This is a genomic window from Thalassospiraceae bacterium LMO-JJ14 (genome assembly GCA_021555105.2).
Classification (GTDB): Bacteria; Pseudomonadota; Alphaproteobacteria; order Rhodospirillales; family Casp-alpha2; genus UBA4479.
Genome location: CP134604.1, coordinates 2,476,168 through 2,499,408 on the forward strand (window position 1 = coordinate 2,476,168; position 23,241 = coordinate 2,499,408).

Genomic DNA, 23,241 nt, shown 5'->3' on the forward strand with positions numbered 1-23,241 from the left:
AGGAAAAGACATGACTGCGATTATCGACATCACCGGCCGTGAAATTCTCGATTCCCGGGGCAACCCGACGGTCGAGGTCGACGTGCTTCTGGAAACCGGTGTCATGGGCCGTGCCGCCGTGCCGTCGGGCGCCTCGACCGGCAAGCACGAAGCCGTGGAACTGCGTGACGGCGACAAGAAGCGCTATGGCGGCAAGGGCGTGCTGAATGCGGTCGCCGCCGTCAACAACGACATTTTCGAAGCACTGGTCGGTGTCGACGTCGAGGAACAGGTGTTCATCGACAATGTGATGATCGAGCTGGACGGCACGGCGAACAAGAAACGCCTCGGCGCCAATTCGATCCTCGGTGTCTCGCTGGCCTGCGCCAAGGCCGCCGCCGAGGAATCCGGCCTGCCGCTGTACCGATCGATTGGCGGGGTTTACGCACACGTCCTGCCGGTGCCGATGATGAACATCGTCAACGGCGGTGCGCATGCCGACAATCCCATCGATATTCAGGAATTCATGATCATGCCGGTCGGTGCCGATACCTGCGCCGATGCCATCCGCATGGGCTCGGAAATCTTCCAGCGCCTGAAAAAGGACCTGGCGGACGCCGGTCATAACACCAATGTCGGCGACGAAGGCGGTTTCGCGCCGTCGCTGAAGTCGACCACCGAAGCGCTGGACTTCGTCATGAAGGCGATCAAGGGCGCGAAATACAAAGTCGGCGACGATGTCGTACTGGCCATCGACGCGGCCTCGACGGAATTCTACAAGAAGGGCAAATACGTCCTCGAAGGCGAGGGCAAGACGCTCGACGCCGCCGGGATGGTCAAATACTGGGCCGATCTGGTGAAGAAGTACCCGATTGCCTCGCTCGAAGACCCGATGGCCGAGGATGACTGGGCCGGCTGGAAGCTTTTGACCGATGAAATCGGCGACAAGGTACAGCTCGTCGGCGACGATCTGTTCGTCACCAATCCGCTGCGCCTGTCGGACGGTATCGAGCAGGGCGTCGCCAACTCGATCCTCATCAAGGTCAACCAGATCGGCACCCTGACGGAAACCCTGGAAGCCGTGACCATGGCGCACCGCGCCGGGTACACGACGGTGATCTCGCACCGCTCGGGCGAGACCGAGGACGCGACCATCGCCGATATCGCAGTGGCCACCAACGCCGGCCAGATCAAGACCGGCTCGCTCAGCCGCTCCGACCGGCTGGCGAAATACAATCAGTTGATCCGCATCGAAGAAGAACTCGGCCCGGTGTCAGTCTATCCGGGCGCCAACGCGCTTTATTAAAAACCGACAGCACACGTTTTGGCCGTCATCCCAAACTTGATTTGGGATCCATGATTAAACAAGAAAAACCCGGTCCTGCCGGGTTTTTTTGTGGGTCCTGAATCAAGTTCAGGACGACGAAAGGGTTACCCCCACAACGAAAAAAGCCCGCTCGTAAGCGGGCCTCTTCCATCAGGTTCTTTTCGCCGAAGCGTTAAGCGGCAGCGGCTTTCGCCTGCGCCTGCTTGATGCGGCGCTTTGCACGAACGGCTTTCGTGCTCAGCTTCTCATCGGCGGTTTTCAGAAGGTAGGCGTCAAGTCCGCCACCATGTTCAACCGTGCGGATACCATAGGCGGTGATACGGAAGCGAAGGTTTTCACCAAGCGTTTCCGACCACAGCGAAGTGGTCTGCAAGTTCGGCAGGAAACGGCGACGCGTCTTGTTCATCGCGTGGCTCACGTTGTTGCCGGTTTGAACGGTACGACCGGTCAGTTCACAGGTCTTGGACATTGTCTCGGTCCTCAATCTCGGGCGACTTGCGCCAAATTCGTCTAAATCAAAAAATTTGGACCGCCCCATGTAGTGCACCGGCACGATCCATTGGACGGTCTTTTAGGGGCTTCACCCCATGCCGTCAAGCGTTCCTTACAGCTTTCAGGGCCTGAAAAAGCACCGGAAACCGACAATCAGGCTTAATCCACAATGCGCCACGAGCCGCGCCACTCCTGCGGCGGCAGCCAGGTATCGCCCGACAGCCGTTTGGTGAGTGAATTCGCGGTTTCCTCGGTCACATCCTCGGGCACACGTTCGCGCAGGTGCGACACCGCTTTCTGCCAGAACGAATTAATGTCCTCGATACGTTTGATCAGGGTTTCCGTCGCCGCATCCGGGTCTTCGTCCGCATCGTTCAGTACCTTCCGGCCCACCAGCAGCGCTTCGCGTGCCTTGCTCCAATCCCCATCCAGATAAGCCTTAACCCCCTTGTCGAAGGCCATCAGGAAGGCCACCGGCATGGGCTGGATGTCGACCGTGTACAGGTTAAGCGGTTCCTTATGGCCAGGCATCAGAATACGGTCGATGCGGCGGCACAGAACTCTGCGATCGGCGCTCAGGCAATCGTAAAAAGCATCACTGACAAGAATTTGCGTGCCGTACATCGCATTCAGCGATTCCAGCCGGGACGCCAGATTGACGTTGTCCCCGATCAGCGTGGAATCAGCACGATCGTCGTCGCCGACCGGCCCGGCCACGACCAACCCCCAGTGCAGGCCGAAACGGGTGTCGAATCGCTTCCTGTTTTCCCAGCCGTCCTTGCCTTCGAAAAACTCTTCCCATACGCCGCCGGCGACTTCCAGCGCCTCGGAAAGCTTGCGCATCTCGACAGCGGCATCGAAAGCGGCGTTAGCGCTGGTGCGCGGATTCTCGTTGTTGTGAAAGTAGGCGAAGATGCCCTCGCCGAGAAACTTGTCGATATCGCCGCCGTGCCGGCTGACACCCCGGTTCATCTCGCCCAGATAAGTCTTGAGCACCGGCAGGATGTCTTTTTCCAGTTCATGCGTCATGGCCTGGAACCCGGCCACATCGGTGAACATCAATGCCACCGGCGAACGGGTAGGGATCACGCGCTCGCCCTTGGCTTCGAGAAACGCGCGACGGCTGATGAAGCGGCGCAGGTTGGAAATGATCATGCTGATGGCTTCGATCAGTGTATCGATTTCGTTCAGCTTGCGGCCTTCGCTTTCTGCTTCCTCGGCGCGGCGCTGGATGACCGCATCGGCGTCCTCGAGCCCCGGAATTTCGCGCATCTTGGCGAGTATGACCTGATTGGCCTCGTGCAGGCGGTCCATGAATATCTTGCCGACGCGCTCGACGTTGCGTTCCGCTTTCCACCGAACCGCATAGACCATCGCCGCATAAATGATGACTTCCAGCACCGGGTCGGTGATATGAACGTAACTGCCGATCGAAAAATCGCCGAGCATACTGATCAAAAGCAGGATACCGACCGCATACCATGCATCGTCACGGCCCATCGAGGTCAGCATTTCCGCACCCAGCACGGTTTCGCGGGTGCCGACTTTCTGCACCAGACCGACCTTGGCGACGGCGCGCACGGTCCTGAGAATCCGCAGCACCCGTGGGTTGGCGATGCCGGTATTGCCGGCCAGGAACGATGCGCCGGTGGCGCCGACGGCAAGGATGTTGATCCACGCTGCGGGGGTCTTGAAATATTTCATGCCGTAAGCCAGCGCGCCGACGCAAATATCGAACATGAAGAAAATGCCCATCAGGGCTTCGACCCAGCGCGCCGCCTCGACCGACCATATCAGTTCCGTCGTGCCGCTGAGCATTTCAAGGAATGCCGCGATGGGGGCGAAAAATACTGCCAGATAGGTGGCGGCGAGGTTCAGCCGCTCATACCCTTCGTTTTCGGCAAGCCGCAGCCAAAGGCCTTTGTCGGGTTCGGACTGCTCTGCGGCGGCGGCAATTTCATGGCTGAGCGGAATGCGGCCGAACAGCGCATCGTAGCGATCCTGATTCAATATCGATGACGGATCGTCGTCGTTGATGTTCTGTTCCGCCATCTTCCCCTCAACTCAATCCCACCGGTATCCACGATGCCCGGTTTTACCGTCTTTATACCCTCGAAATGCCCTGAAATCCTAGTCGCACGGCCGTCGCCTGTCACGGTATCAAAATCGTTTCCGTGAAGCTTGTATCTTTATCCGAAAGAGGCACATTATCGATCATGGCAAGACGCAAACAACTTCATCCGTCCCTGGTCATGCGCGACGATGTCGCCGAGGACATTCGCTTGTGCGAATGGCCCGATTGCCAGATGAAGGCGGATCATAAAGCACCACGCTCGCGCGAGCAGTTGCGCGAATACCGTTGGTTCTGTCTTGACCACGTCCGCGAATTCAACCGCCGCTGGAACTACTTCGAAGGCATGACCGATGATGAGGTCGAAGCCGATCTCAGGCGCGATACCGTCTGGCAGCGCCCGAGCTGGCCGCTTGGCGACCGCGAGGAAACCGCTCGGGGACCAAAGGCGGGCATGGGACCATTCGGCATCGACCCCGATTACTTCGTCGACGATTTCGGCCTGTTCAAAGAGAAAACCGCGGAAACGGGAGGCCCGCAGGCCGATGCCCCGACCCGCGTCGCACTTGCCGTTTTCGGTATGCAGTTGCCGGTTAGCGGGGACGAGTTGAAAAGCCGCTACAAGGAGCTGGTCAAGAAACACCACCCCGACACCAACGGCGGCACAAAAGCGGCAGAAGAGAAATTCAAGGAAATCCGCGAAGCCTATGAAACGCTCCGGCATTTTCTGGTGATATAGATGCCAGGGCCGGGATGACGGCGGGAGAGCTGTTTCGGCAATTGTTCCGGTATCAATTTTTACGCCATTTTGTGCCAAAAACGGCACAAATCCTTGACGCACCGGGGGATTGCCCCTAACACCAAGCGAACAGAATCCCTATATGGATGACGTCGAGACAATAACGCCGGTCTGCGAAAGTCGGCCGGACAGATCAACGGGAATGCGCGTATGACCACTAGTCACCAATCTCAGCCGCTTCTGATGCAAGAACCGGATATCAAACTTTCGGTCCGTCAGGTGTTCGGCATCGACAGCGATATGGAAGTGCCGGCTTTTTCCGAAGCCGACAGCCACGTTCCCGACATCGACGATGCCTACCGTTTTGACCGCGATACGACGATGGCGATTCTCGCAGGCTTTGCCTACAACCGCCGCGTCATGATCCAGGGCTACCACGGCACCGGGAAATCGACGCACATCGAACAGGTCGCCGCGCGCCTTAACTGGCCGTGTATCCGTATCAACCTGGACAGTCACATTTCGCGTATCGACCTTGTCGGTAAGGACGCCATCGTCCTGAAAGACGGCAAGCAGGTCACCGAGTTCCGCGAAGGCATCCTGCCGTGGGCGCTGCAGAATCCGACCGCCGTCGTGTTCGATGAATACGATGCAGGTCGTCCGGACGTGATGTTCGTGATCCAGCGCGTGCTAGAAGTCGAAGGCAAGCTGACGTTGCTCGATCAGAACCGCGTCATGCGCCCGCACAAGTATTTCCGCCTGTTCTCGACCACCAATACCATCGGTCTCGGCGATACCACCGGCCTCTATCACGGCACCCAGCAGATCAACCAGGGTCAGATGGACCGCTGGAACATCGTCGCCACGCTGAACTACCTGCCGCACGATTCCGAAGTCGATATCGCGCTCGCCAAGTGTGATTCCTACAATACCAAGGAAGGCCAGGATCAGATTTCAGCCATGGTCGAACTGGCAGATATGACCCGCGCCGGCTTTATGAACGGTGACATTTCCACCGTCATGTCGCCCAGGACCGTGATTACCTGGGCGCAGAACGCCGAAATCTTCAAGGATCTCGGTTATGCCTTCCGCGTCACCTTCCTGAACAAGTGCGACGAGTTGGAACGTCCGGTGGTCGCTGAATATTACCAGCGTGCAATGGGCGTGGAATTGCCGGAATCGGCTGCTAACGCGGTCCTGCAATAAGGTATAGACCTTGGGTAACGAACACCCGGCCGAGCTTTGGAAACGTGTCACCGCATCGACCTTGCGGGCCGTCGGGCATGCCAAGGATCTTGAGGTCCAGTTCGGTCAAAGCACGCCGGGACTGACGGCTGAGGCCGCCCACCTGCCGGCCCCGCAAGCCAATATGAGCCCTGAAGCCATGTCGCGTTTTCGCGGCATGTCTGACGCGCTGTCGCTCCGGCTTCGTCACCATGACGCCGATACCCATCGCGCCAACATGCCGGAAGGCGCCGATGCCCGGCGTGTTTACGAAACCGTCGAACAGGTCCGTTGCGAGGCCCTCGGCACGCAACGCCTGACCGGCGCCGGTGACAACCTGCAGGCGCTGCTCGAGGAGCGCTGCCGCGCCAAGGGTTATAACGGCATCAAGGAACGCGATGACGCGCTTTTGCCTGAGGTTGTTGGGCTTTTGGTGCGTGAGCATCTGTCCGGGCGCGAATTGCCGGAATCCGCCAAGGCATTCGTCAACTTGTACCGCGGCGATATCGAAAAGAAGATTTCCGGCGATCTCAACGACCTGGTGAAATCGGCGTCAAATCAGGAAGACTTCTCGAAAGCCGTCAACAAGATGCTCAAGACCCTCGATCTTCTTCGAGATGAGCCGCCCGACGATAATCCCGAAGACGACGAGCAGAGCGAGTCCGACGATAACGAACAGGGCAACCAGGACGCCGATGCGTCGGATTCCGATGTCGATTCCGACGGCTCCATGGCCGGCGAGACCGAAGACAGCGATTCCACCGAAGGCATGGACTTCGATCCGGAATTTTCCGATGACGACCTCAATCCGGGCGAGGGCGAGGAAGAACCGGCCGGTCCAAGCGAATACGACCCGGACTGGCGCCGCAACGATAGCGGCGACAATCAGCCGTACCGCGCCTTTACCACCGAATACGACGAAGTCACCGATGCCGCCGAACTTTGCGATCACGAGGAACTGACGCGGCTGCGCCATCAGCTAGACCAGCAGCTCTCGCACCTGCAGGGTGTTGTCGGCAAGCTCGCCAACCGGCTGCAACGCCGCTTGCTGGCCCAGCAGACACGGTCATGGGAATTCGATCTGGAAGAAGGCGTGCTCGATGCCGGCCGTCTGTCGCGTGTCGTCATCGACCCGGTGGCGCCGCTGTCGTTCAAATCTGAATCCGATACCGAATTCCGCGATACCGTGGTGACGCTGCTGATCGATAACTCCGGCTCGATGCGTGGCCGGCCGATCACGGTTGCCGCGATGAGCGCCGATATTCTGGCGCGTACACTGGAACGCTGCGGCGTGAAGGTCGAAATCCTCGGCTTTACGACGCGGTCCTGGAAGGGCGGCACGTCACGTGAAAAGTGGGTCGAGCAGGGCAAGCCGAAGAACCCGGGCCGCCTCAACGATCTGCGCCACATCGTCTACAAGTCCGCCGACATGCCGTGGCGCCGCGCCCGGCCGAGCCTGGGGCTGATGCTGCGCGAAGGCCTGCTCAAGGAAAACATCGACGGCGAGGCCCTGCTGTGGGCGCACAACCGTCTGCTGGGGCGCCCCGAGCAACGCCGCATCCTGATGGTGATTTCCGACGGTGCGCCGGTCGATGACGCGACCCTGTCGGCGAACCCCGGGAATTATCTGGAACGCCACCTGCGCGAAGTGATCAACTACATCGAAACCAAATCCGAGGTGGAACTGACCGCCATCGGTATCGGCCACGACGTGACGCGCTATTACCGCCGCGCTGTCACCATCGTCGACGCCGAGGAACTGGGCGGCACCATGATGACGCGCCTGGCCGAACTGTTCGATGAAAACGCCGGACAGGATGTGCGCAAAGCCGGTCGCCGGGCGGTCAACTGAGGCCCTCAAGCAACATCATGCTTATCGAACGCCCTGTCCAATTGCGCCAATAGCTTCTTCGTCCGCTCGTAAATTTCGTTCGAATTATAGGGCTTGTTGGACTCGTTCCCGGCTTTGAACCGCTCTATGGCGACTTGATACGAATATCCATCCTCGGCGAAAACGTTCCGCCACCCCGGGTCTCCCGGTTCGGTCTGGGTTGCCTTGCCATTTTCGTCGACGTGCAGATTGGCAGACATAAGCGAAAGCATGAACTTTCCTGAAAGCAGGAATTTGTCTGAATCGCTCAACCCATTGGTGGCACCGGCCCAGGCATCTTTAACATTCTGCGGCGCATTCGGGGGTGGGAACATAAACCCTTTGCCACCGTTCGCATTGGCAATCAGCCCATCATTATTGAGATCCACCTGACCACTATGCGGCAGGATCAAATTCAGCGCTTCTTCTTTGTTCAGGGAATCGACGTTAATGCTGGCACCGGCAGGCAGTGATTGCGCCTGCTTTAATAACGCAATGCCATCCGGGCTTAATTTGTTCAAAAAAGAAACGGGGTCGTTTCGGTTCTCCGGATCAGCATAAAAAGCATTCAGAATGTCTTTGTAACCCTCGACGCCACCTTGATCGACGCCGCGAAGCATCAACAATCGCAAATCATTGCTGGCCAGCAACGGCTTACCTGAAATGGGGGGTGGTGCAACGGACGCCTGATCCTGCGCCACGTTCGCTGTAACAGGATCGGCATCCGAACCGGAAGAATCAGGTTGAGCCAGTTGGTTTTGTGAGACGTAACCTGGTATAAAATATCTGGCGCTATCAACGGACAGTGACATAAAAACTCCCCCCCAATGGCAATCACTCACGTTTACCTTTGGCTAAGCAATTCCGGTGCCAGATCAGAGATTGTCTATTTTCAACAACCTACACGGGACAGGCGAAATCCGGGGGGAAAGATTTTACCGACAGGATCGATTTCCAGAGAAAATTTTGCCGGGTTTTGCGGCGCTTTATCTAGGATTGATACACCATCAACGCCGTGCCCAGCGCGTCTTCGGGCGCGACCACCAGCGCCGTGTCGGTTTCCGTCACCGCGACACCGGCCTCGGCCAAGAACGCCCGCGTCTTCGCCATATTCCCGCTCATGAAACCGATCGCCGCCGTATAGGGCAGGGTGGGCGGGTCGAATCCCGGCACATATGCGCCGAGACGCCGGCGCGTCACGAACCTGAGCCCGCCACGCTCGCTCATCACGTGTACTTCATCGGCATCGACGGCATGGACGGATTTTCCCAGAAACTTGGCCATCCGGCTTGCCGATATCGCCGGGTCCTGAACGCAGACAACGGCATCGACCAGCGCCTTAAGGGCATTATCGCGTGCGAGATAACGGTCCTGCCACATGAGGTCCGGGGTGTGGTGCGTCAAAACCTGGATGCGGCCTTCGGGAATTTCATCGAAGCTGGCGCGGATCACGCTGAACTGCACTTCGGCGTCTGAGCCGTCGGCTGCCTCAACGTCGCGCCTGAGGTGCACCATCGGCTGCAGTCTGAAACCGTCGGCTTTGATGCGTTCATATGCCGCGTCCGCGTCGGCATGGGAAAAAGCCAAAAGGTGCACACCGGTATAACGCCCAAGGCGCGCCCTGAGATCGTCGACAACCGGCGCATCGACGCCATCGACCTTGCACAACAGCTCGATATAACCGGTTTTCAGCATGGCGAGGCGATTGGCCGTCCCTTGTGGTATCCGCTGGCCCGTTTCCGGATCGCGATTGCCGTGCACGGAATAGTCGGTCAGACAAAAGCCGAGCTTTTCGAACACCGCGGAAGCCGCGTCCATATCCGGGACCATCCATGCCACATGATCGAAAAACACCTCGTCCGCTATGGGGCTCTGGCGGTCGTGAAAGGAATAGGGCAAATCCATCATGGTTCTGTACATCAAAAATTGAGTTGCTAGTTCTCAGTCGGGTATGTCGATTTTCATCAGCGGCACGTGCTGCTGTGCGCCGTAGACATCGGTATCGCCCGGAGAGCCCGAGCGGATGCGCCGCGGCACCGTGATCTTGATCGCCCGAGCCACGTCAAACGGGATGATCGCGACTTCATTGTCCGTCACGCCATAAAGCGGCGCAATCGTACGCGGCGAAAGCACGCCGCAATCCCTGACGCGGCGATAGGTTGCATCATCTTCGAACATGACGTCCAGCGTCAGTTGCAATGCGCCTGCGTTCTTGCCGCGCACGACCTTGGCAATATCCATCAGTTTTGCCATCACCGTGCCTCCTTGAAATCGTGCCATTCCATACGGACAGGTTCCATTGGGTCATCGCATTCCATGACATGCCAGATGTTGAATTCATACACAGGCCCGATGTGCATGTCTGATGGAGAAAAGGGGATCGCAAGGTTTCCGGAGATGCACATCCGCCCCGGAAAATCCGTGTGTAAAAATGCATAGCGGGATTTTGCCAGCACGGCCCGGCTGATGTCCTCGGTCCGGCCCAGCACATCGAGCAAAAGCCCAAGTTCGTGAACCGGGCTATCGGCTTCCGGTTCCAATGCTCCCATGACTGCATTCTTGCCGTAGAGATGTATCGATAGTGTGTAGTCTGCCGCTTCAATCCCCAGCGCACCGACATCGCGCTCGATCCGCTGGCGGCAGGATTTCACGAAATCATCAATCCCGTCGATCAGGATCGGGTCACGGATTCCGGCGATGAACACTGTACGATAGCCGATCTGACGGGCACCTTCGAGTTTCACCGTATAGGTATCCGATGGCTCGTAACGGCTGGCGGAAACTTTGACGATCCGTTCTTCCAGTTGTTCGAAACGGCATTCATCCGTAACCAGTGTCCCGTCCGGCTCCTTGAGGCGGTAGGGTTCCGGATTTTCGTAAAGCGTATGCGCGGAAACCCGCGTCACCGTGCAGCGGCGGTCGGGGTGTCCCGGCTCGACGGTGAAATGATCGTCATAGATCGTCCCGATAACGCAATCCTGACCCTCGCGGGGTTCAACCACCTGTGCCCCGCATTCGATGATTTTCGCCAGATGCCAAGATAGCCCCGCATCGGCGCCGCGCATCAGTGGTAGGGCGGCGAATAGTGCAGCATCGGTACTGCGCCCGGCAATCACCACCTCTGCGCCATCGGACAAGGCCTGCTGATAGGCTTCTGGCCCAACCATGGCGACGATCCGCGTTGCAGCATTGATGTCTTCGCCGGTCAGATCATCGATCGGGCCGAGCGGAGCGATTTTCCCGGCCGCCAGTTTCTTGTACAGCAGGTCTTTAGTCTGCTGGGTGCGGATCACACTGACTTTGGGGGCAATATCATGTTCGCGGCATATCTCATCGAGAATATCCAGTACCCAGTCGACCTGTGCATCCGATCCGCTGCCGCCGGCAGAACCGATCATCACCGGGATTTTATGCTCAAATCCTGCCGTAACCATCAGACCGAGATCGCGTTTTGCCGCGGCGCGTGACACAAAGGCCGTACCGCTGCCCAGATAATGCGGCCCGGGATCCGATGACCCCGCATCACAGGCTATAATATCCGGTTTCATGGCAATACCCGCGTGGAACGCTTCCTCGGTAAATCCGTAGCCGAGAATCCCCGTGGTCGCCATCAATCTGATGGGTGACATTGAAACTCCTGCGTCCTGCATATCCACCGAGTAACCGCCACCGGCAATCCTGAAGCGGATACCGACCTATGACAAGAACAGGGGAGGGTTTATTTGTCGCCGAACAGCCCGCCCAGCGGCTTTACTTTCCACATCAGGTGTTCCGGCACCAACGCCTGCTCGTGCTCCGCAAGCTTGCGGCAGGTAGCGCTTTTAATGCCGCCTGGCAGTTCGCTGCCATCCGGCAGAACCTGCATGAACGGCTTTTCGGAAAATTTCTCGATGGCGAACGTGCAATAACTCTCCTTCGAGAACCACATGCGGAATTCAACGTTGCCCGCATTCAAGGGCATGGAAAGCACGATACTCAACAGCCAGCCCATATCGACCTCTCGCGAATATTCAGGAGATCAAATCGCTAGCATATTGTGATGACGCTTTGGTGACGGGGCGCAGGTCTGCCTCAGGTGCGCCCGCTGTCGCGGTTGTACGAGAACTCGGTTTCTTCTTCCAGATACGAGATATCGTGTATGGCAACCTGATCGTCGGAAATCAGGACCACCGCATAGGCCGGCAGTTCCCGGCTGGTCGTCAGCGGCGCATCGGCATCGAAGATCGGCGCGACCTGATGCGAAGTCGCCTTGACGGTTGAAAACGGAATGCCGCGCCAACTGCCGTGAAAGGCCCGGTGCATGTGACCGAAGAACAGATGCCGCACCTTGCCGGGGTGCTTTTCCAGAACGGCGCCAAGATCGTCCGGGTTCATCAGCGGAATACGGTCCATGCCGTTGATCCCGGTTTTGACCGGCGGATGATGCATGAACAAGAATGCATCGCCGTCGGCAGACGATAATTCTTTATCCAGCCAGCCGAGTTGGCGTTCATCCAAAAGGCCCGCATGCGTCCCGTCCGTCAGGGTATCCAGCGCGATAAACGCGCCGGCACTGGTATCAATCCTGAAACACGCCCGGCCGGCATCGGCACTTCTGGCGTTCGGCAGGCCAGCGAAAAACGCCTCGGCAACATCATGATTGCCGATCAGCGGATACCATGGCATGGACAGGTCATTGAGGATATCGCATGCCCGCTTGTAGGCTCCAGGCTCGCCCCAGTGCGTGATGTCCCCGGTGAGCATCAGCAATTCGGCGTCGACATGGCGGCGGTTGATGGAAGCGACGGCATCGCGCAAACGCTGGTCGACGTCCAGTTCGAACAATTCGCCGCTTGCGGTCAGGTGCGGATCGGTCAGATGGATAAATTTCATGGCCGTCATGTTAGCTGAAAATCGACAGGCGTCACGCCCCGATCTCGCCCACCTTTATGAATTTCTTACGGCGCGGGATTACTTTCTGCCGCTACAAGGTCATGCTAAAACCAGCACATGAACAAGCTTCACATCATCATCCTAGCCGCAGCAATTTTGTTGCCTCTTGGCAACTCATACGCCGACAGCGTCGAAGTCACGGTTACGCCGATTCCGCTCGACAATGCCACGCCGCAGAAATCGAAAGCCGATACGTTGATTTATCGCGGCGGTCTGCACTTAAGCGCCATCGACCCCCGTTTCGGCGGATTTTCCGGCCTGGGCTTAAGCGCCGACGGCCTGCGCATGATCAGTGTTTCCGACGCCGCCGTCTCGTTCTCGGCCGAGCTTACTTACGATCAGGCGGGCAATCTTTCAGGCCTGAACAATCCCGATCTCGGCACGCTGGCCGATCTGGACGGCGCACCGCTGGCCGGCAAGCGCTGGGCCGATGCCGAAGCCATGAGCCCCGGCGTCGAGGGAGAGATCATCATCGCCTTCGAGCGTGACCACCGGCTTTGGCGCTACGATCCGGGCGCCACCGTGCCGCGTGTCCTGCGCCCGCCGCTGGAACTCGCCGACATGCCCGCCAATGACGGCATCGAAGCGCTGACGCTGTTGCATGACGGCAGGCTGCTGGCAATCTCGGAAGGCGCACCCGATGAGCGCGCCAGCGTTGCCTGGGTCAGCAATGCCGCAGGCTGGGACGTACTGACCTATGTCGCCGACAAGGGTTTTCGGCCGACCGGGGCGGCGACGCTGCCCGACGGCGACGTCGTGGTGCTGGAACGCTTTTACACGCCACGCGCCGGCGTGCGCATCAAGATCAAGCGCATCAGCGCGGCGGACATCGGCCCCGGTGCGGAAATCACGGGGAAACTGCTGGCCAGTCTGGCGCCGCCTATGAACGTCGACAATTTCGAAGGGATCGAAGCCGTTGCGGCGGCGGGCGGTAAGGCCCACATCTATGTTATCTCCGACGACAACTTCAACCGTGGTGAGCAGCGTACATTGCTGATGATGTTCGAACTGACGCCACACTGATCTTTTCCAGAGACCCGCGCACCGATGCACTTGCCGACAGCCCCGATTATCGCCCTGACTGCCGTTGTTTTTGCTGCAGCACCGCACATGGCGATAGCGGCTGCGGAAGACGGCACCGTTCAGTTCATGCATCGTGGCGTACAGATAGCCGGCAAACCGGCACCGCCGGGAAAATATTACGATATCGACATCGTGCCGCCGGCAATAGGGGCGGAAACCGTCAAGGCGGCGCTGGATATCCTGTATGAAGGCTCAGCCTACAACGCCAAAGCGATCGAGAAACTCAAGACAGCCGGCAATGTGGTCATCGTCTATGACCCGGCGTTTCCCGGGCGTGAACTGACCAAGGTCACCATCGCCGCGTTTCTGCCGGATTTCTATCAGGCATCGGGCAAAACCAGGGATTTCCTGACCGTCGTCGGCCGCTTCGGCGCAAAGTGGTCACCTCGCGACCTGGCACCGGTTCTGGCGCACGAGCTGACCGGACACGGCATGCAGCATCTGCGCGGGCGGCTGGAGCATGTGCGCGAGGTCGATCTGGAGTGCGAGGCGTATCTGTATCAGGAAAAAGCCTATCAGGACCTGGGCTTCGACAAGAACGAACGCGAAATGATCAAGTTCCGCCAGGTGCTCGAACGTCACTGGTGCGCCGACTTCCGGAACTGGCAGAAGAAGAACAGCCGAAAGGCGCTGGCGTCATGGGACAAACGGCATCCCGATATTCCGGCTATCCTTGACGATTATCTGGTCTATATCGACGCCTTGCGTGAAAGCGGGGTTGCAACCAGCGCCGTCTCCAAGGCGCGCAAGCAGCAGGGCATCGTCGCCCGCCAGCGGCTGGCGCGCCTGTCCGAAAGCACAAATCCCGAAGATCAATTCCAGTTGGGACTGATCCATGCCCGCGGCATCGGTGTCGCGGCCAATCCGCAAACCGCGCTGCACTGGTTCGAACGCGCCGCCGAAGCCGGTCATGCACAGGCCCAGTTCGAGCTGTCGCGGATGTATTGGCAGGGGGACGGTGTACCCGCCGACAAGGCGATTTCGGCGCAATGGGCAAAATCGGCGGCAGAAAACGGTGTCCCGGAAGCCGCTTATCTGTACGGCGCGATGCTGGTCAACGGCGACGGGGTTGCACGCGACCGCCGTCAGGGCCGCATGTGGATTGAAAAAGCCGCCGACGCCGGAGTCGATAAAGCCGTCGATGCCCTCAGGAAACTGCCGGCCAACTGATATGAACGCACGCGTCCTGATCCTCATTATCTGCTGCATCGGCGTCGCCGTGCTGATCTGGTTTCTGTCGAACGCGTTCCCCGGCGCGCTGGAAAGCGACGCCGAGCAGGCCAGCCTTGTCCGCGCCTTTGCCCTGATGGTGCTGATCGGCGCCGGGCTGGTCCTGTCACCGAAGCTCAATCTCAGGGGCGCGCTGAAAGCCGTCTTTATCTGGGGCATGATCGGTCTGGTGCTGGTTGTCGGCTATACCCTGCGCGACGATTTCAAAATCATCGCCCAGCGTCTGGGCGGTGCATTGGTGCCTTCGATCGCACAACAAACAGGGGCAGGGGAAATCACCCTGAACCGGGGCCGGGATGGCCACTTCCATGCCAGCGCGAAGGTCAACGGGACAACCGTGCAGTTTCTCGTCGATACCGGCGCCAGCGTCGTCACGCTGAGCCGGGATGATGCCGCGCGTGCCGGGCTGAACCCGGATGAGCTGACGTTTTCGCAAACTTTCCGTACCGCCAACGGCACAGCCTTCGGCGCACCGGTCAGGATCGCACGGCTATCGATCGGGGATATCGAACTCGCCGACGTGCGCGCCGCGGTCATGGACAGAGGGCTGACGGGATCGCTTCTCGGCATGAGCTTCCTCGAGCGCTTGTCATCGTATTCCGTCAAGGGCGATACCCTGTCGTTGAAGCGCTAGACCTCACAAAATCGTGCCCTTTCCAAGCGGGCGTTCAATCGCTACTTAATTGGTATGTTCAAACGCCGCGTTCCCTTACCCGTTCACCGCAAAGCCATGGCCAGCGTCTGGCCGGAAATGGGCTGGCGGCGCGCGACGCGGTATCTGATGTACCGTATCGGACGTTTGCCGGGCTCGGGGTATGCAATCGCCGGGGGATTTGCCTGGGGCGCGGCAATGTCGTTCACGCCGTTCATCGGTCTGCACATCGTCATGTCCGCATTCGGCGCATGGCTGTCCAGGTGCAGTATCGTCGCCGCCGTACTGGGAACCATCATCGGCAATCCGTGGACGTTCCCGTTCATCTGGATCTGGCTCTATAAATCCGGTGTCGCCATGGGCTTCGGACAGCGCGGCGTCAACGCCGAAGCCATGGATTTTTCCGCCCTGTTCGGATCGATCACCGAAGCCACGCTCAGGGGCGAGTGGTCCTTCATCGCCGAGCATGCCATGCCGGTCCTGACACCGATGCTGGCGTCAGCAATCCCGACGTCCGTAATTGTATGGGTAATATTCTTCCTGTTGCTGAAACCGGTTATCGAGCGTTACAAAAGTGCAGCACTGAAAAGACGTGCAGCACGCGCCGCCGAACTTATCGACGGCCTGGCGGGAGAACAGGGAGAGGTAGCATGAGCAAAGCACTTCGTCTTGGCGTCAACATCGATCACGTAGCAACCATTCGCAACGCCCGGGGCGGTGTACACCCCGATCCGGTTCATGCCGCCAAACTGGCGGAAAAAGCCGGCGCCGACGGCATCACCGCACACCTTCGCGAAGACCGCCGCCACATTTCCGACAGCGATATCGCACGGCTGATGGACGCCATCATCCTGCCGCTCAATCTTGAAATGGCGGCGACGGACGAGATGCTGCAGATTGCGCTCCGTCACGAACCGCACGCAGCGTGTATCGTCCCTGAAAAGCGCGAAGAACGGACCACCGAAGGCGGCCTTGACGTTGCCGGTGGCTTCAAGACGCTGGAGCCTGTAGTCGGCGCACTCCGCGATAAGGGTATCCGCGTTTCGCTGTTCATCGAACCAGATCCGAAGCAACTCGAAGCGGCGTCGAAACTGGGCGCGGACATCATCGAACTGCACACCGGCCGTTATTGCGAAGTCGAGGGCGAGGCCCGCGCACAGGAACTTCAGCGCATCGTCGATGCCGCGGCGGCGAGCGAGGACCTCGGCCTTGAATGCCATGCCGGACATGGGCTGACGTTCGATACCGTCGCCCCGATTGCCGCCATCGCGCAGGTCGTCGAACTGAACATCGGGCATTTCCTGATCGGCGAAGCGATCTTCTCCGGCCTCGACAGCGCCATTCGCCGCATGCGTTCGCTGATGGACAAGGCCCGCGCCGATATGCGGGGCGAACGCACGGCGTGATTATCGGCATCGGCACGGATTTATGTGACATCCGCCGTATCGAACGGACGCTCGGGCGTTTCGGTGACCGCTTTATCGCGCGGCTGTATGACGACTATGAAATCAAGAAAGCCATGCGCCGGGAAAATCCGGCGTCGAGCTTTGCACAAAGTTTCGCCGCCAAGGAAGCCTGCGCCAAGGCGCTCGGCACCGGCTTCCGCAAGGGTGTTTTCTGGCGCGACATGGTGGTGCAGAACCTGCCGACGGGGCAGCCGGTCATGCTGTTGAAGGGCGGGGCCAAGGCACGCCTGGACGAACTGACCCCTGCGGGCATGACGGCAAAAGTCGACGTCTCGCAGACCGACGAATACCCGATGGCGCATGCCATGGTGATCATTTCCGCGGACCCGCCATTATGACAGGCGCATCCGGCTTCGGCTCATTTCCCAAGCAACATCGCGAATTCTTCAACGCCCTGGACGAAGACGGCTGGGAAACAGTCGATGGTTTTGACGGCATCGAGAGCAAGGTGCTTTCCGGCCGCTTTGACGATGCATCGGGGGCCGTCACCCGCATCACACGCTGGGCCGCCGGCACGGTATCGCCGGATCTGTCGGTTCATGACTGGTGCGAGGAAGTCTTTATCGTTTCCGGCACGTTGATCATCGGCACGCCGGAAAATGAGGAAACGGTCCTGGCACCCGGCACTTACGCCGTGCGTCCACCGCACGTGCCGCACGGCCCGTTTTTCACGCGGGACGGCTGCGTCATGCTGGAATTTCTGTACTACCCGCCAGCGTAACCAAACCAGCGCCTTACTGCCCGATGGCCTGTTCCAGGTCGGCGATCAGATCGTCGGCGCTTTCCAGCCCCACCGACAGCCTGAGCAGGTCCTGCGGCGTCGGACTGTCCGGGCCTTCGACCGGACCGCGATGTTCGATCAGGCTTTCGGTCCCGCCGAGCGAGGTTGCGTTCGTGAACAGCTTCGTGCGCGTGACGGCACGAGCCGCCGCTTCTTCGCCGCCGTTCAGGCGGATCGACATCATGCCACCGAAGCCGCGCATCTGTTTCGCCGCGATTTCATGCCCCGGATGATCCGGCAATCCCGGATATAAAACGTGCGATATGGCGGGATTGGCCTGCATCGCCTGGGCGACCCTGAGCGCGTTCTCCGAATGCCGTTGCATGCGCACGTCGAGCGTCCTGAGACCGCGCAGCAACAACCACGATTCGAAAGCCCCGAGCGTCGAGCCGAAGCCGGCACGCGCGCTGTGTATCCTCTCCCATAGACCGTCCTTGCTGTTCGTGATCAGCGCGCCTGCCAGCACATCGGAATGACCGTTCAGGTACTTGGTCGCGGAATGCATGACGACATCCGCGCCGAAATCGAGCGAGCGGGTGATGCACGGTGGCGCCGCCGTGGAATCGATGAACAGTTTGGCATCAGCCTTGTGCGCGATGTAAGCGGCGGCGGCGATGTCGGTGATCGACCAGTCCGGATTGGCCGGGGTTTCGATCCACACGGCTTTCGTCGCGCCCGGCTCGATGGCGGCCTGCATCGCTGCCAGATCGCCGTTCGGATACAGCGTGACGCGCAGCCCGAACGCGGGCGCTTCCTTGAGCATCCAACTGCGCAGATACCAGTACATGGTCTCCGGCGCGATGACGTGCGCCCCGGGACCGAGCGCCGTCAGAAGACACGTTGCCGCCGCCATCCCGGATGCAAATACCATTGCCCCCTGACCGCCTTCGAGCCGCATCAGCACCTGCTCGACATCGACCATGCCGGGGCCGTCATCGCGATAGTACGCATAGCCGTATCCCTTGGCGTAGGTCGTTGCCGGTTTTATCTGCGGCGCAACATCGCCTGTGCCGGCATCGGATTTGCCGATCATTGCGGCGGCGATGGTCGCCGGATTTGTATAGTTATCGTCCGTCATATCGGTTCTCCCTTGCCTTCAGAGTGTGACCTGACGCCGGTTGCTTCAACGCGAAAATTGATTCGGTTACATTCAGGCCGGGTGCGGGGCCTTAATGATGTTTGCCGTGTTCATGGCTGTATCCACCGCATAAACTCATGTCCATGGACTGGCAGGACGACGGCATCATACTCAGCGTGCGCAAGCATGGCGAAAGCTCGGCCATCGTGAACGTTCTGACACGCGGACACGGGCGCCATGCCGGGCTTGTCCGCGGCGGCAGCGGCAAACGCCTGAACGGCATCCTGCAGCCGGGGAACAAGGTGCAAGCCAGATGGCATGCGCGTCTGCCTGAACACCTCGGCAACTACACCGTCGAGCCGATGAAAGCCTATGCGGCTGCCGCGCTTTCGGATGCCAGAAGACTGGCTGCGCTGACGTCGGCCTGTGCCCTGATCGAAGCGTCGCTGCCGGAGCGCGAACCGCATCCGGCGATTCTTGACGGCTTCGAGATTCTCCTGGGGGCACTCGAAGACGACAGTGTATGGCCGGTGATCTATGTGAAGTGGGAAATCGGCTTGCTGGCGGAACTGGGCTTCGGCCTCGATCTTGCGCATTGCGCCGCGACCGGCACCACCGAGGACCTGACCTATGTCTCGCCCCGCACAGGCCGCGCGGTTTCGACCGCTGCCGCCATGCCCTACAAGGAGCGGCTTCTGCCGTTGCCGGCGTTTCTGATCGACCGCAATGCCGAAGCAGACATCGCAAGCGGCCTGCAACTGACCGGATATTTCCTCGAAAATCATGTGTTTCAGCACCGCGATACAGAGTTACCGGCGGCGCGGCGACGTTTGGCTGAGCGTTTCCGCAAGTGATCTTGCGGCCGTGAGCCTTGATCGTCGCACCCTGCGTGCTAAGAACGTTGCGGCTAAAAACTAAGGAGACATCATTCATGCCCGGTCCGTTACAAGGTATCCGCGTTTTCGATCTGACCCGTATTCTCGCAGGGCCGAGCTGCACCCAGATGCTCGGTGACCTCGGTGCCGACGTCATCAAGATCGAGCGCGCCGGTGAAGGCGACGACACGCGCAAATTCGCACCGCCCTACATCAAAGGCGAAGACGGCGAGGATACCTCGGAAGCCGCATATTTCTGCGCCGCCAACCGCAACAAGCGTTCGGTCACACTGGACATCGCCAAGCCCGAAGGACAGGCGCTGGCGAAAAAGCTGATCGCTCAGTCGCATGTGCTGGTGGAAAACTTCAAGACCGGCGGGCTGGCGAAATACGGTCTCGGCTATGACGACCTGAAGGATGAATTCCCGGGCCTGATCTATTGCTCGATCACCGGTTTCGGTAACTCCGGCCCGTATGCGAAACGTCCGGGCTATGACGTACTGATCCAGGGCATGAGCGGCTTCATGAGCCTGACCGGCGAGCCCGATGGTGAGCCGATGAAAGCCGCCGTTCCCGTCGCCGACCTGATGGCCGGGATGTACGCCGCGGTGTCGATCAATGCCGCGCTGCGCCACCGTGAAGTGACGGGCGAAGGGCAGCACATCGACATCGGCATGCTCGACGTGATGGTCGCGTTTTCCACCATCATGGGCATGAACTACCTGGCGACCGGCAACAATCCGCCGCGCCTAGGCAACGCGCACCCGAACATCGTGCCGTATCAGGCGTTCGAAACATCGGACGGGGCGATCATTCTCGCGGTCGGCAACGACGGCCAGTTCCAGCGCTTCTGCAAGGTTGCCGAGTGCACGGAGCTTTGCGACGACCCGGCCTATGCGACCAACGGCGCGCGGCTCAAGAACCGCGACGCGCTGATCCCGGTGCTGCGCGACATCATCGCCAAAAAGCCGATGGATTTCTGGCTCAAGGAACTGGAAGCGAACTCGGTCAGTTGCGGGCCGATCTGGAAACTCGATCAGGTCTTCAACGACGAACATGTACTGGCCCGCAACATGCGGATCGAAATGGACCAGCCGGCGACCGGCGCCAAGGTGCCGCTGATCAACAGCCCGATCAAGATGTCCGGCACGCCGGTCAGCGCACGCCTCGCGCCGCCGACCATCGGCGAGCATACCGACAGCGTGCTGCACGATCTGCTCGGCATGGACGATGCCGAGATTGCCAAGTTGCGTGACGAGGGGATTGTCTGATCATGATCCCCGAACCACCCCGGGCCGGCAGCTTTCTCTCTCTCGCACCAAGTGGTTTTCACCGCATCGCCTTTACCGACTGGGGTGAACAAAGGGGCCGCAAAGCCACCGTCTGCGTGCATGGACTGACACGGTCCAGCCGTGACTTCGACGTGATCGCTTCGGCATTGTCGGAAACCGGAAGGGTTGTTTGCGCGGACGTCGCCGGGCGCGGCGCCAGCGACTGGCTTGTCAATCCGAAAGACTACTCGTACCCCAATTACATGAACGACATGTCGGGGCTGATGGCGCATATCGGCGCCGAGCGCGTCGACTGGATCGGCACGTCGATGGGCGGTCTGATCGGCATGATGCTGGCGGCAACGTCCGGCACACCGATCCGCAAGCTGGTCATCAACGATATCGGGCCGCTGCTGGCCAAGGAAGCGCTTGTGCGCATCTGCCACTATGTCGGCGCGGCGCCGTCGTTTCAGGACGTGGAGGCCATAGAGTCCTATCTGCGCGAAGTACACGCGCCGTTCGGCGACTTGAACGACGAGCAATGGCGGCACTTGGCCGTGACCTCATCGATCCCGGACGGGGAAGGGGGCATGCGTCTGCATTACGACCCGAACATCGCCAGCGCCTTCTGCGCCGGTCCGATCGAGGATGTCGAGCTGTGGTCCGTCTGGGACCGGATCACCTGTCCGGTGCTGGTGCTGCGCGGTGAAAATTCCGACCTGCTGAGCGTGGCGACGGCGGACGAAATGACGAAACGCGGTCCCAAGGCCGAGGTCGTCACCATCAAGGGCTGCGGCCATGCCCCGGCATTGATGGACCCGGATCAGATCGAAATTGTGAAAACCTGGCTGGCGTCGTAGCGCGTCGCAATCCGCTCAGGCCGGCGCGAGCAGGGTGCGCGGGGCTTCCTTGACCGGCAGGTGAATGATCGCTGAAAACGCCCCGGCGCCGACACCGACCCACCAGACCACGTTGTACGATCCGTACAGGTCATACATGTACCCGCCCAGCCATACGCCCATGAACGAACCCAGCTGATGCGAAAAGAACACGATACCGTACAGCGTTCCCATGAACCGGAGCCCGAAGATCTGCGCAACCAGCCCTGACGTCAGCGGCACCGTGGCCAGCCACAAGCCGCCCATGACTATCGAGAAAAGCACGACCGTCGCAGGTGTCATCGGCACCATGATGAAAGCAGCCGCGGCGATCGTTCGCCCGACATAGATCATCGAAAGCAAATACTTCTTCGACACGGAGCTACCAAGCGCGCCCGCCGTGATGGTGCCGACTATATTCATCATCCCGATCAGGGCCAATGAAAGCGCCCCCAGGCCCGTCGTCGAATTAACGCCCAGTGAACGGACCAGGCTGTCAGCCGGAATGGCCGAGCAGACCTCGGTTATGAACGCAGGAAAGTGCGCGGTGACGAAGGCAAGCTGAAAGCCGCAGGAAAAGAAGCCAAGGAAGATCATCGCGAACGACGGGTCGCGCATCGCGCGGCTGACAACCTCGCTCATCGTTTCATCGAGCTGGGCGGCATTCGTGACCTGTTTTGGCGAGCGTAGAAACGGCAGCGCGAACAGCGTCAGCAGGATAATCGCTGCGAATACGACGAAAACAGACGACCACGGCATGTGCTGAAGAAGCGCATTGGCGAGCGGCGGGCCGACGATCTGACCGGCGGAACCGGCCGCCGTGACGAGGCCAAGGGTCAGCGAGCGATTCTTGTCCGATGCGGCTCGACCGACGACAGCCAGAATCACACCGAAGCCGGTTCCGGCGATGCCGAAACCGACGAGGATTTCCAGAAACTGGTGTGCCTCCGGTGTTACCGCCTGACTGGAAAGCACGAGACCGAGGGAATAAGTGATCGCACCCAGCGCAATTGCCTTGCGATCGCCGAATTTCTCTCCCAAAGCTGCAAACAACGGCTGGCCGACACCCCACGCGAGATTCTGGATGGCGATCGCCAGCGAAAATTCCGAGCGCAACCAGTTGAATTCCTCGGCAATCGGTATCTGAAACAGTCCGAAACTTGCCCGCAGTGCGAAGCTGGTCAGAAGGATGAAGCCGCCGGCAATCAGAACCGGGGTAAAAAGGCGGGGTGATCCGGTCACACGAAAAATCCTTGCTCAATGACGGCGAAGGTAAAATCGGCACGAAATCGG

24 protein-coding genes are annotated in these 23,241 nt (G+C 59.6%); 14 read left to right on the forward strand and 10 right to left on the reverse strand.

Features of this window, described 5'->3' with window-relative positions; all coding sequences use genetic code 11:
• Nucleotides 1-10 precede the first annotated feature (10 nt).
• Entirely contained in the window at nt 11-1,285 is a 1,275-nt protein-coding gene (gene eno, locus L2D14_11665) for a phosphopyruvate hydratase (protein WNJ98526.1), read from the forward strand.
• Nucleotides 1,286-1,478: 193 nt separating this feature from the next.
• On the opposite strand, the gene rpmB is transcribed toward eno, so the two are convergent.
• Nucleotides 1,479-1,775 carry a 50S ribosomal protein L28 gene (rpmB, locus tag L2D14_11670; protein ID WNJ98527.1) on the reverse strand — a complete coding sequence of 99 codons (297 nt, stop codon included), beginning with the start codon at nt 1,773-1,775 and terminating at the stop codon, nt 1,479-1,481.
• Nucleotides 1,776-1,957: 182 nt separating this feature from the next.
• Complete coding sequence (locus L2D14_11675; protein WNJ98528.1) at nt 1,958-3,850, reverse strand: adenylate/guanylate cyclase domain-containing protein; 1,893 nt, start codon at nt 3,848-3,850, stop codon at nt 1,958-1,960.
• A 164-nt stretch (nt 3,851-4,014) separates the two neighbouring features.
• On the opposite strand from L2D14_11675, the gene L2D14_11680 reads away from it, so the two are divergent.
• From L2D14_11680 to cobT, 3 genes are all read left to right on the forward strand, one after another.
• Nucleotides 4,015-4,608, forward strand: a complete 594-nt coding sequence (locus L2D14_11680) for a DnaJ domain-containing protein (protein WNJ98529.1) — start codon at nt 4,015-4,017, stop codon at nt 4,606-4,608.
• Between the two features lie 210 nt (nt 4,609-4,818).
• Nucleotides 4,819-5,814: a cobaltochelatase subunit CobS gene (gene cobS, locus L2D14_11685; protein ID WNJ98530.1), complete on the forward strand. Its 996-nt coding sequence runs from the start codon at nt 4,819-4,821 to the stop codon at nt 5,812-5,814.
• A gap of 10 nt (nt 5,815-5,824) precedes the next feature.
• Nucleotides 5,825-7,684: a cobaltochelatase subunit CobT gene (cobT, locus tag L2D14_11690; GenBank protein ID WNJ98531.1), complete on the forward strand. Its 1,860-nt coding sequence runs from the start codon at nt 5,825-5,827 to the stop codon at nt 7,682-7,684.
• 5 nt (nt 7,685-7,689) lie between these two features.
• On the opposite strand, the gene L2D14_11695 is transcribed toward cobT, so the two are convergent.
• From L2D14_11695 to L2D14_11720, 6 genes are all read right to left on the reverse strand, one after another.
• Nucleotides 7,690-8,514, reverse strand: coding sequence for a hypothetical protein (locus L2D14_11695; GenBank protein WNJ98532.1), 825 nt, complete (start codon nt 8,512-8,514; stop codon nt 7,690-7,692).
• A 178-nt stretch (nt 8,515-8,692) separates the two neighbouring features.
• Complete coding sequence (locus tag L2D14_11700; protein ID WNJ98533.1) at nt 8,693-9,610, reverse strand: VOC family protein; 918 nt, start codon at nt 9,608-9,610, stop codon at nt 8,693-8,695.
• Nucleotides 9,611-9,643: 33 nt separating this feature from the next.
• On the reverse strand, nt 9,644-9,955 hold the full coding sequence (locus L2D14_11705) for a DUF4387 domain-containing protein (GenBank protein WNJ98534.1): 312 nt from the start codon (nt 9,953-9,955) through the stop codon (nt 9,644-9,646).
• The gene (locus L2D14_11710) at nt 9,955-11,331 is read right to left on the reverse strand and encodes an acyclic terpene utilization AtuA family protein (protein ID WNJ98535.1); all 1,377 of its coding nucleotides are present in this window, start codon (nt 11,329-11,331) and stop codon (nt 9,955-9,957) included. Before L2D14_11710 ends, L2D14_11705 begins: the two co-directional genes overlap by 1 nt.
• Nucleotides 11,332-11,420: 89 nt before the next feature.
• Nucleotides 11,421-11,693: a hypothetical protein gene (locus L2D14_11715; GenBank protein WNJ98536.1), complete on the reverse strand. Its 273-nt coding sequence runs from the start codon at nt 11,691-11,693 to the stop codon at nt 11,421-11,423.
• 80 nt (nt 11,694-11,773) lie between these two features.
• The gene (locus L2D14_11720; protein ID WNJ98537.1) at nt 11,774-12,574 is read right to left on the reverse strand and encodes a phosphodiesterase; all 801 of its coding nucleotides are present in this window, start codon (nt 12,572-12,574) and stop codon (nt 11,774-11,776) included.
• A gap of 117 nt (nt 12,575-12,691) precedes the next feature.
• On the opposite strand from L2D14_11720, the gene L2D14_11725 reads away from it, so the two are divergent.
• The 7 genes from L2D14_11725 (at nt 12,692) to L2D14_11755 (ending at nt 17,786) form a co-directional block, all read left to right on the forward strand.
• Nucleotides 12,692-13,657: an esterase-like activity of phytase family protein gene (locus L2D14_11725; GenBank protein WNJ98538.1), complete on the forward strand. Its 966-nt coding sequence runs from the start codon at nt 12,692-12,694 to the stop codon at nt 13,655-13,657.
• A gap of 24 nt (nt 13,658-13,681) precedes the next feature.
• Nucleotides 13,682-14,887, forward strand: coding sequence for a tetratricopeptide repeat protein (locus L2D14_11730; protein ID WNJ98539.1), 1,206 nt, complete (start codon nt 13,682-13,684; stop codon nt 14,885-14,887).
• Nucleotide 14,888: 1 nt separating this feature from the next.
• Nucleotides 14,889-15,581, forward strand: a complete 693-nt coding sequence (locus L2D14_11735; GenBank protein WNJ98540.1) for a TIGR02281 family clan AA aspartic protease — start codon at nt 14,889-14,891, stop codon at nt 15,579-15,581.
• A 96-nt stretch (nt 15,582-15,677) separates the two neighbouring features.
• Nucleotides 15,678-16,253, forward strand: a complete 576-nt coding sequence (locus tag L2D14_11740) for a DUF2062 domain-containing protein (GenBank protein ID WNJ98541.1) — start codon at nt 15,678-15,680, stop codon at nt 16,251-16,253.
• A complete protein-coding gene (locus tag L2D14_11745) occupies nt 16,250-17,005 on the forward strand; it encodes a pyridoxine 5'-phosphate synthase (GenBank protein WNJ98542.1) in 756 nt (251 codons plus the stop codon). Before L2D14_11740 ends, L2D14_11745 begins: the two co-directional genes overlap by 4 nt.
• A complete protein-coding gene (acpS, locus tag L2D14_11750) occupies nt 17,002-17,403 on the forward strand; it encodes a holo-ACP synthase (GenBank protein WNJ98543.1) in 402 nt (133 codons plus the stop codon). The genes L2D14_11745 and acpS overlap by 4 nt, the downstream gene beginning before the upstream one ends.
• Nucleotides 17,400-17,786: a cupin domain-containing protein gene (locus tag L2D14_11755; protein ID WNJ98544.1), complete on the forward strand. Its 387-nt coding sequence runs from the start codon at nt 17,400-17,402 to the stop codon at nt 17,784-17,786. Before acpS ends, L2D14_11755 begins: the two co-directional genes overlap by 4 nt.
• A 13-nt stretch (nt 17,787-17,799) precedes the next feature.
• On the opposite strand, the gene L2D14_11760 is transcribed toward L2D14_11755, so the two are convergent.
• Entirely contained in the window at nt 17,800-18,924 is a 1,125-nt protein-coding gene (locus tag L2D14_11760) for a PLP-dependent transferase (GenBank protein ID WNJ98545.1), read from the reverse strand.
• A 143-nt stretch (nt 18,925-19,067) separates the two neighbouring features.
• On the opposite strand from L2D14_11760, the gene recO reads away from it, so the two are divergent.
• From recO to L2D14_11775, 3 genes are all read left to right on the forward strand, one after another.
• Nucleotides 19,068-19,778 (forward strand): DNA repair protein RecO, encoded by a 711-nt coding sequence (recO, locus tag L2D14_11765; GenBank protein ID WNK01680.1) that lies wholly within the window; start codon nt 19,068-19,070, stop codon nt 19,776-19,778.
• 77 nt (nt 19,779-19,855) lie between these two features.
• Nucleotides 19,856-21,070 (forward strand): CaiB/BaiF CoA-transferase family protein, encoded by a 1,215-nt coding sequence (locus L2D14_11770; GenBank protein WNJ98546.1) that lies wholly within the window; start codon nt 19,856-19,858, stop codon nt 21,068-21,070.
• A gap of 2 nt (nt 21,071-21,072) precedes the next feature.
• Entirely contained in the window at nt 21,073-21,930 is an 858-nt protein-coding gene (locus L2D14_11775) for an alpha/beta hydrolase (GenBank protein ID WNJ98547.1), read from the forward strand.
• Nucleotides 21,931-21,945: 15 nt separating this feature from the next.
• Here L2D14_11775 and L2D14_11780 read toward each other — a convergent pair whose 3' ends face one another.
• Nucleotides 21,946-23,190: an MFS transporter gene (locus tag L2D14_11780; protein WNJ98548.1), complete on the reverse strand. Its 1,245-nt coding sequence runs from the start codon at nt 23,188-23,190 to the stop codon at nt 21,946-21,948.
• Nucleotides 23,191-23,241: the final 51 nt, after the last annotated feature.

Bases quoted from the DNA above. Each gene is read 5' to 3' on its own strand.
- eno (WNJ98526.1), top strand. From the start codon at position 11: ATGACTGCGATTATCGACATCACCGGCCGTGAAATTCTCGATTCCCGG.
- rpmB (WNJ98527.1), bottom strand. From the start codon at position 1,775: ATGTCCAAGACCTGTGAACTGACCGGTCGTACCGTTCAAACCGGCAAC.
- L2D14_11675 (WNJ98528.1), bottom strand. From the start codon at position 3,850: ATGGCGGAACAGAACATCAACGACGACGATCCGTCATCGATATTGAAT.
- L2D14_11680 (WNJ98529.1), top strand. From the start codon at position 4,015: ATGGCAAGACGCAAACAACTTCATCCGTCCCTGGTCATGCGCGACGAT.
- cobS (WNJ98530.1), top strand. From the start codon at position 4,819: ATGACCACTAGTCACCAATCTCAGCCGCTTCTGATGCAAGAACCGGAT.
- L2D14_11695 (WNJ98532.1), bottom strand. From the start codon at position 8,514: ATGTCACTGTCCGTTGATAGCGCCAGATATTTTATACCAGGTTACGTC.
- L2D14_11700 (WNJ98533.1), bottom strand. From the start codon at position 9,610: ATGATGGATTTGCCCTATTCCTTTCACGACCGCCAGAGCCCCATAGCG.
- L2D14_11705 (WNJ98534.1), bottom strand. From the start codon at position 9,955: ATGGCAAAACTGATGGATATTGCCAAGGTCGTGCGCGGCAAGAACGCA.
- L2D14_11710 (WNJ98535.1), bottom strand. From the start codon at position 11,331: ATGTCACCCATCAGATTGATGGCGACCACGGGGATTCTCGGCTACGGA.
- L2D14_11715 (WNJ98536.1), bottom strand. From the start codon at position 11,693: ATGGGCTGGCTGTTGAGTATCGTGCTTTCCATGCCCTTGAATGCGGGC.
- L2D14_11720 (WNJ98537.1), bottom strand. From the start codon at position 12,574: ATGAAATTTATCCATCTGACCGATCCGCACCTGACCGCAAGCGGCGAA.
- L2D14_11725 (WNJ98538.1), top strand. From the start codon at position 12,692: ATGAACAAGCTTCACATCATCATCCTAGCCGCAGCAATTTTGTTGCCT.
- L2D14_11730 (WNJ98539.1), top strand. From the start codon at position 13,682: ATGCACTTGCCGACAGCCCCGATTATCGCCCTGACTGCCGTTGTTTTT.
- L2D14_11735 (WNJ98540.1), top strand. From the start codon at position 14,889: ATGAACGCACGCGTCCTGATCCTCATTATCTGCTGCATCGGCGTCGCC.
- L2D14_11740 (WNJ98541.1), top strand. From the start codon at position 15,678: ATGGCCAGCGTCTGGCCGGAAATGGGCTGGCGGCGCGCGACGCGGTAT.
- L2D14_11745 (WNJ98542.1), top strand. From the start codon at position 16,250: ATGAGCAAAGCACTTCGTCTTGGCGTCAACATCGATCACGTAGCAACC.
- L2D14_11755 (WNJ98544.1), top strand. From the start codon at position 17,400: ATGACAGGCGCATCCGGCTTCGGCTCATTTCCCAAGCAACATCGCGAA.
- L2D14_11760 (WNJ98545.1), bottom strand. From the start codon at position 18,924: ATGACGGACGATAACTATACAAATCCGGCGACCATCGCCGCCGCAATG.
- recO (WNK01680.1), top strand. From the start codon at position 19,068: ATGGACTGGCAGGACGACGGCATCATACTCAGCGTGCGCAAGCATGGC.
- L2D14_11770 (WNJ98546.1), top strand. From the start codon at position 19,856: ATGCCCGGTCCGTTACAAGGTATCCGCGTTTTCGATCTGACCCGTATT.
- L2D14_11775 (WNJ98547.1), top strand. From the start codon at position 21,073: ATGATCCCCGAACCACCCCGGGCCGGCAGCTTTCTCTCTCTCGCACCA.